The sequence below is a fragment of the Cupriavidus sp. FW305-46 genome, from assembly GCF_058787075.1.
Window position 1 is genome coordinate 1 of sequence record NZ_JBYSZI010000119.1, and the last position, 7,320, is coordinate 7,320.

5 protein-coding genes are annotated in these 7,320 nt (G+C 68.3%); all 5 read right to left on the reverse strand.

Features of this window, described 5'->3' with window-relative positions:
* Nucleotides 1–93: 93 nt before the first annotated feature.
* Nucleotides 94–1,242: an MFS transporter gene (locus AC3WON_RS30710; protein ID WP_492353444.1), complete on the reverse strand. Its 1,149-nt coding sequence runs from the start codon at nt 1,240–1,242 to the stop codon at nt 94–96.
* 278 nt (nt 1,243–1,520) lie between these two features.
* Entirely contained in the window at nt 1,521–2,528 is a 1,008-nt protein-coding gene (locus AC3WON_RS30715) for a tripartite tricarboxylate transporter substrate-binding protein (RefSeq protein ID WP_492319073.1), read from the reverse strand.
* A gap of 129 nt (nt 2,529–2,657) precedes the next feature.
* Nucleotides 2,658–3,230: a dihydrofolate reductase family protein gene (locus AC3WON_RS30720; RefSeq protein ID WP_492319074.1), complete on the reverse strand. Its 573-nt coding sequence runs from the start codon at nt 3,228–3,230 to the stop codon at nt 2,658–2,660.
* Between the two features lie 94 nt (nt 3,231–3,324).
* Nucleotides 3,325–6,054: a molybdopterin-dependent oxidoreductase gene (locus AC3WON_RS30725; protein WP_492353445.1), complete on the reverse strand. Its 2,730-nt coding sequence runs from the start codon at nt 6,052–6,054 to the stop codon at nt 3,325–3,327.
* A gap of 41 nt (nt 6,055–6,095) precedes the next feature.
* Nucleotides 6,096–7,320 (reverse strand): NAD(P)/FAD-dependent oxidoreductase (locus tag AC3WON_RS30730; RefSeq protein ID WP_492353446.1); only part of this gene is annotated, 1,225 nt, incomplete at its 5' end.

Here is a 7,320-nt window from a genome sequence, read left to right on the forward strand (position 1 = left end):
TAGGTCATCGCCAGGCTCTTATACCGCAGAACCCCCAGCCACAAAGGCTGGGGGTTTTTGCTTTGGCGCGGCGGAAAATCACGCCCGCGCCCCTCATGCCGTCATCCGCCGGTCCGCGACAGCCAGCGCAACGCCGGCCAGGCAGCAGCCTCCAACCAGCAATGCGGCTGGCACGGTGCCGTGCACTGCCAGGGAGCTGGCCGCAACCGGCATCAGCATCAGCACAGCCAGGTTGTTGATGCTTTCCGAGACGGCCAGAACCTGTCCCTTTGCCGTGCCAGCCCGCCGCGCCAGGATGGCGGTGCTCGATGGCGCCGCGATGCCGAGTGCCGCGCCCCACGCCAGCAGGCAGCCAAGCGACCCGGGCAACGCCAGGACGGCTGTCGTGAACAAAGTCATGGCCACGGCGACAAGCGCGGTGGCCGCTATCAGAACATTTTCCTCGCGCGCGAAGCACTGGCTGGCACGCCCTGCCAGCAGATTGCCAACGGCCAGGCCGAGGCCGAAGACCGATAGTGCCGCGCCGACGCCGGCCACGCCGAGCCCGTAACGCAACCGCAGCACTTCCCCCGCCAGTACATAGCCCGCTACGGCGCTTCCATTCCAGGCGCCTTTCGCGATCAATGGCAGCAGGATTCCTGAAGATGTTGGGATGTTCCTAGATTTTTCCTGGCAGTCGCCGCTACGCGGCAGATTGCGCGGAAGTACGCAGCAGCCGGCAAGAAAGGCCGCCAGGCAACCGCCGGCGATGACAAGGAAGGGCGCGCGCCAGCCGAATCCATCGGCCAGCACCCCGGCCACTGCCGGGCCTGCGGCAACGCCGGCGGTCATGCCTAGCATGACGCCGCCCATGGCGCCAGCCTGCCGCGCCGGGGGAACCAGATCCGCGATCAATGCGAAGACGGTGGGAATCGTTGCCGCGGCGGCGAGCCCGCCGAGGATACGCAAGGCCATGGCGGCATGCAGCGTAGGGACGAGCGTGAGAGCGATGGCATCGAGCGCGAACAACAGCAATGCAGCCAGCAGCACGCGGCGCCGTCCGGCACGGTCGGAGAACCAGCCCATCAGCGGCGCGGCCAAGGCATAGGAAAGGGCATAGGCAGAAACCAGTCCCGATGCGCGCGCCGGGGTGGTGGCAAAGGCGTCTGCAAGCGGCGCCAGCATCGGTGACAACATGAATTCGGCAGCGCCGACCATGCACACGGCGAGGGCAAGCACGGACAGCAGGCAAGGAGATGGCATAACGTAGCCTCCTCGGGCTTCAACATGGATGGGATGTGGCGATACCGGCCGAGACGTGCGAAACGTGACATAACAAGGCCGCATCACCGCCTAACAGTGGGTAAATCCGGAAAGTGAATGCACCGCTGAGTCGGGCGCGAAGAGGGTGGTGCGAGCGGGCACCGGGGATTGCGAGAAGGGGCGATTCAGAAAGATCGCCGGGAAGTCAGGGATGATTCTATCGTATTACCAGCAATCAGGGGCCACCGGTGCCCAGGCACCGGCGGCATGGCGGAAAGTTAGTCGGCCTCGATCTGCATCGACTTCAGCAGAGGCTGCCACTTGTCGCTCTCAGCCTTGAGCATTGTGCGCAGGCCTTCCGGCGTCTGCTTGTCGACCGGCACGATTTCCGCACCCAGGCCATCGAGTTTCTTGATCACCACGGGATCTTGCAGCCCCTTCTGCAGCGCCTTGGTCAGCCGCGCCACTGCAGCGGGCGGCGTGCCCTTGGGCGCGTAGATGCCGTGCCAGACCTTGACGTCAAAGCCTTTGAGACCGCCTTCCTGCAGCGTTGGCGCACTGGGCAGCGCCTTGATCCGCGCCGGCGTGGTCACGCCGAACAGGCGCACGCGGTCGGCCTGGATATGCGGCAGCGTGGCCGTGGTCTGGTCGCACAGCAGGTCGACCTGGCCGCCCAGCAGCGCGGTCAACGCGGGGCCGGCGCCCTGGTAAGGGATTGCATTGAGCTTGACGTGGACCGATTGCTCGAACAGCACGCCGCATAGTTGCGAAACGGCGCCCAGCCCGGCATTGGCCAGCGACACCTTGTCCTTGTTCTGCGTCACGTAGCGGATCAGTTCCGGCACGGTCTTGGCCGGCAGGTCCTTGCGGCCCATCAGGGTCATCGGCACGTCCGCGACCTGGCCGACATACTCGAAATCCTTCAGCGGCGCGTACGACAGCTTCTTGTACAGTGCCGGCGCGGTCGCCATGCCGTTATGGTGGATCAGCAGCGTATAGCCGTCCGCCTGTGCGCGGGCGACAAAGGCGGCAGCCACGGTGCCGCCGGCGCCGGTGCGGTTTTCCACCACCACGCTCTGGCCGAGATCCTGCGACATCGCCTGCGCCAGTGTGCGTGCCACGACGTCGGTCGGGCCGCCGGCGGAGTAGGGGACGACCAGCGTGATCGGCTTGCCGGGGTACGCTTCAGCAGCCGCCGCGCCGCTTGTGCCAGCCAGCGTCGAGGCCATCACCATCACACCCGCCAGCCATCGTGGCCCGGCGCGCAAATCCTTCGCATCCTTCATTGCTGTCTCCAGATTGGTGCCGCGCCGTGAGTCCGGGGCGGCTTGTCGGGGTTGCGCGGCTAGCATGGGGGTATGCCGCGGCGACCACAATCTGGTTCTCGTGAAGGGTGCCTAATCCCCGATGAAAGATCAGGCTGGCTGGCCGCGCGTGGCGACCACGCGGTATGTGCTTTGCACGAAGCCGCTTTCGTAGGTGGTGGTGCGCAGGTGAGCCAACCGGATGTCGTGTCCGGCATCACCGAACAGCGGGATGCCATGGCCGATCAGCACCGGGATGCGGGTGATTGTCAGCGTATCGATCAGCCCATCGGCCAGGAAGGACTGGATCAGCTTGCCGCCGTCGACATAGACACTGGCCGCACCGGCCGCGGCCAGTGCCGCGGCGGCTTCGCCCACCGTGCCGCGCAGCAGGCGCACATCATCGGCCAGGGCTGGCGGCACGGCGTCGGCCGCCAGGGTGTTGCTCATGACCACTACCCGCTTGCCGGCATAGGGCCAGGGGTCGAAGGTCAGGACTTTCTCGTAGGTATTGCGCCCCAGCAGCAGCGTGTCGACCGACTGCATGTAGGCGGCGTAGCCGTGGTCGTCGGTGGAGGTGGTCGCGGACAGCAGCCAGTCCAGGTCGCCGTCGGCGCGGGCGATGAAACCGTCGAGGCTGGTGGCAATAAAGACGGAGAAGCGCAGGTTCGGTGCAGTGGTCAAGGCTCGCTCCGGGTCGGGGCGATCCGGGGAAGCTGCGGCCAGCCTGCCGGATCCGGGCCGCCATGCTAACCCGGTTGTCCCGCCACTGCACAGCTCAGGCGACTTCGGCCACGCGCACTTCCACCAGCAGCTTCTTCAGTTCCGGCACGCACGAGCCGCAGTTGCCGCCGGCCTTGACGCAGGCGGTGATCTCCGCGGGCGTCTTCAGGTCGTGCTTGCGCACGGCGTCGCAGATGGTGTTGCGGCCCACGCCAAAGCACGAGCACACCGTCGGGCCGGTGTCGGCGCCTTTCTCCATCGGCTGGCCGAGCAGCAGGCCGATGCGGTCAGCGTCTTCCAGCCGCTCGCGGCCGAACAGGCCGGCGAGCCACGCGCGCGAGGGTAGCTCGGGCCGGGTCGACACGTAGACGCACGCTTCCAGCCGGTCGTTGACGACATAGCCCGCATGGTAGACGCCGGCGGTGCGGTCTTCGTACTCGAGCCAGTCGGCGTCCGGGTCGGTCACGCCGAGCAGCGCGCGGGCCCAGGCGGTGCGGTCGGCCACGGTGTCGCGGCCGGCGAATTCATAGCGCTGGAACTGGCGGCCCTGCACGCGCGTCCAGTAGGTCAGCGCTTCCGCGGGCAGCGCGCCGCGGCTCAGCACGAAGCCATGCCAGTTCACGCCGAATGGCTCCACGCGCACGGGCGTGTGCTTGAATTCGGGCTCGCCGGAAACGGGATCGACCACGGGATTGACCAGCGCGCCGACGCGTGCGTCGGAGCTGAACTGGCCGTTCCAGTGGATCGGCACGAACACGCTGCCGCGCGGGATGCCGCCGCCATGGCGCACGCGTGCCACCATCGCGCCCCAGCGCGTGCTGACGCGCGCGAGCTTGCCTTCGCCCACGCCGGACAACAGCGCGTCCTGCGGGTGCATGTCGACGAAGGGCTCGGGCAGGTGGTCGGCCAGCTTGGCCGACTTGCCGGTGCGCGTCATGGTGTGCCACTGGTCGCGCACGCGGCCGGTGTTGAGGATCAGCGGGAAATCGTCGTCGGGCGCGTGGGCCGGCGCGCGCGGCGGCGTGGCGACAAAGCGGGCCAGGCCGTCGGCATGGGCGTAGCGCCCGTCGGCAAACAGGCGTTGCGTGCCGGCTCCGGCCGGTGCGCCCGCGGGCAGCGGCCATTGCACGGGCTCCAGCGCGTCATAGTGCTCCTGGTCCAGGCCGGCCAGCCCGCCGATGTCGAACACGCGCGGTGCGGCATCGTTGCGCCAGGCGCTCAGGCGCGCGTGCTCGTCGAAAATCTCATGCACGCCCGCATAGTCAAAGCCATCAAAGCCCATGCGGCGCGCGACGTCGCACAGGATCCGCCAGTCGGCGCGCGCCTCGCCAGGCGCGGGCAGGAAGGCGCGCTGACGGGAAATGCGTCGTTCCGAGTTGGTAACGGTGCCGTCTTTCTCGCCCCAGCCCAGCGCGGGCAGCAGCACGTGCGCGGCAGCATTGGTGTCGGTGCGCTCGATGATGTCGCTGGTGACCACCAGTTCGCACCTGGCCAGCGCGCGGCGCACCTGGTCGGCGTCGGGCAGGCTTACCACCGGGTTGGTGGCGATCACCCAGACCGCCTTGACGCGGCCGGCTTCGATCGCCTCGAACAGTTCCACCGCCTTCAGGCCCGGGCGGTCGGCCACCACCGGCGATTGCCAGAAGCTCTGCACGACGTCGCGATGCAGCGGGTTGGCCAGTTCCATGTGCGCGGCCAGCATGTTGGCCAGGCCGCCGACCTCGCGCCCGCCCATTGCATTGGGCTGGCCGGTAAGCGAGAACGGGCCCATGCCCGGGGCGCCGATGCGGCCGGTCAGCAGGTGGCAGTTGATGATGCTGTTGACCTTGTCGGTGCCGGCCGACGACTGGTTGACGCCTTGCGAGAAGGCGGTCACGGTCTTTTCCGTATCCGCGAACAGTTGGTAGAACGCCAGCACGTCCTGCACGTCCAGCTTGCAGGCGCGGGCCACGGCAGCGGGATCGGCGCAGGCCGCGTCCGCGGCCTGCAGGGCTTCATCCAGCCCCGCGGTGCTGGCGGCGACGAAGGCGGCGTTGGTGCGGCCTTCGCGCGCCAGGTAGCTCAGCAGCCCGTTGAACAGCCACACGTCGGTGCCCGGGCGGATCGCCAGGTGCAGGTCAGCCAGTTCGCAGGTGGCGGTGCGGCGCGGGTCGATCGCCACGATCTTCATCTCGGGGCGCGCTTCCTTGGCCTGGGACAGGCGCTGGAACAGGATCGGATGGCACCACGCGGTGTTGGAGCCCACCAGCACCACCAGGTCGGCCAGTTCCAGGTCTTCGTAGTTGCCCGGCACCAGGTCTTCGCCGAAGGCGCGCTTGTGGCCGGCCACTGCCGACGACATGCACAGGCGCGAGTTGGTGTCGATATTGGCGCTGCCGATGAAGCCCTTCATCAGCTTGTTGGCGATGTAGTAGTCCTCGGTCAGCAGCTGGCCCGAGACATAGAGCGCGACCGAATCCGGGCCGTGGCGGTGGACGACGTCCGAGAAGCCTTGCGCGACGGTGTCGAGCGCATGGTCCCACGAGACTTGCTGCAGGGAGCCATCGGTGCCGCGCACCTTGGGGTGGAGCAGGCGGCCTTCCAGGTCCACGGTTTCACCGAGCGCCGAGCCTTTCACGCACAGCCGGCCGTGATTGGACGGGTGCTGGGCGTCGCCCGCGATCTCGACCTGGCCGTCGGCACGCACGGTGGCGCGCACGCCGCAGCCGACGCCGCAGTACGGGCAGGTGGTGGCGGTCGTGGTGGTCAGGGTCGCCGAGACGACCGGGATGTCGGACAGGTTCACGCGTTCTCCGTGCGGGGACGTTGTATGGCTTACGGTGATGCTTAAGCGGCGAGCGCTTCGCACTGCGCCTGACCGAACAGCAGGCGCTGGCGCAGCGCGCCCACCGGCGTGCGGCGCTGGATCATGTCGAAGTACCAGGGGCCGTCCTGCACGTCGCCGTACAGCACGGCGCCGACCAGATAGCCGTCCTGCAGCACCAGGCGCTTGTAGACGCCGCGGCGCGGGTCGCGCAGCACCAGGTCTTCACTGCCTTCGGCGCCGATGAAGTCGCCGGCGGAATACAGGTCGACGCCGGTCACTTTCAGCTTAGTCGCGGTGGCCTGCTGCACGTAGTGGCGATGGCCGGCGCCGGCGAGGTGCGCGGCGCACACGCGCGCCTGATCCCAGATCGGCGCCACCAGGCCGAAGGTGGCCTGGCGATGCTGCACGCATTCGCCCACGGCGTAGATGCGCGGATCATAGGTCTGCAGCGTGTCGTCGACGACGATGGCGCGCTCGCAGTGCAGGCCGGCGCCGGCGGCCAGCTCGATATTGGGGCGCACGCCCGCGGTCATCACCACCAGGTCGGCGCGGATCTCGCTGCCGTCCTTGAAGCGCACGCCGGTGACGCGGTCGGTGCCGAGAATCTCCGCGGTCTGAGCGCCCAGCAGGAAGCGCAGGCCCTTGCGCTCGAGCGCGCCCTGGAGCAGCATGGCAGCGGGCTTGTCGAGCTGGCGCTCCATCAGGCTGTCGGGCAGGTGCACCACGGTCACGTCCATGCCCTGGCGCAGCAGCCCGTTGGCGGCCTCCAGGCCGAGCAGGCCGCCGCCGATCACCACCGCATGGCGGTGGTCGCGCGCGGCTTGCTGCATGGTCTCCACGTCCTGGATATCGCGGAAGGCGATCACGCCGTCGAGCTGGTGCCCCGGCACCGGCAGGATGAAGGGCTTGGAGCCGGTGGCCAGCAGCAGGCGGTCGTAGCGCACTTCGCGGCCGGAGGCCGAGCGCACGATGCGGCGTGGGCGGTCGATGGCCACCACCGGATCGCCGGCAAGCAGCTCGATGCCATGCTCGGCGTACCACTCGCGCGTATTCAGCATGATGTCCGCTACCGTCTTCTCGCCGGCCAGCACCGGCGACAGCAGGATGCGGTTGTAGTTGCCGTGCGGCTCGGCCCCGAACACCGTGATGTCGTACAGGTCCGGGGCGAGCCTGAGCAGCTCTTCCACAGTGCGCATGCCGGCCATGCCGTTGCCGACGACGACCAGGCGCGGGCGGGCTTGGGGG

Bases quoted from the DNA above. Each gene is read 5' to 3' on its own strand.
- AC3WON_RS30710 (WP_492353444.1), bottom strand. From the start codon at position 1,242: ATGCCATCTCCTTGCCTGCTGTCCGTGCTTGCCCTCGCCGTGTGCATG.
- AC3WON_RS30715 (WP_492319073.1), bottom strand. From the start codon at position 2,528: ATGAAGGATGCGAAGGATTTGCGCGCCGGGCCACGATGGCTGGCGGGT.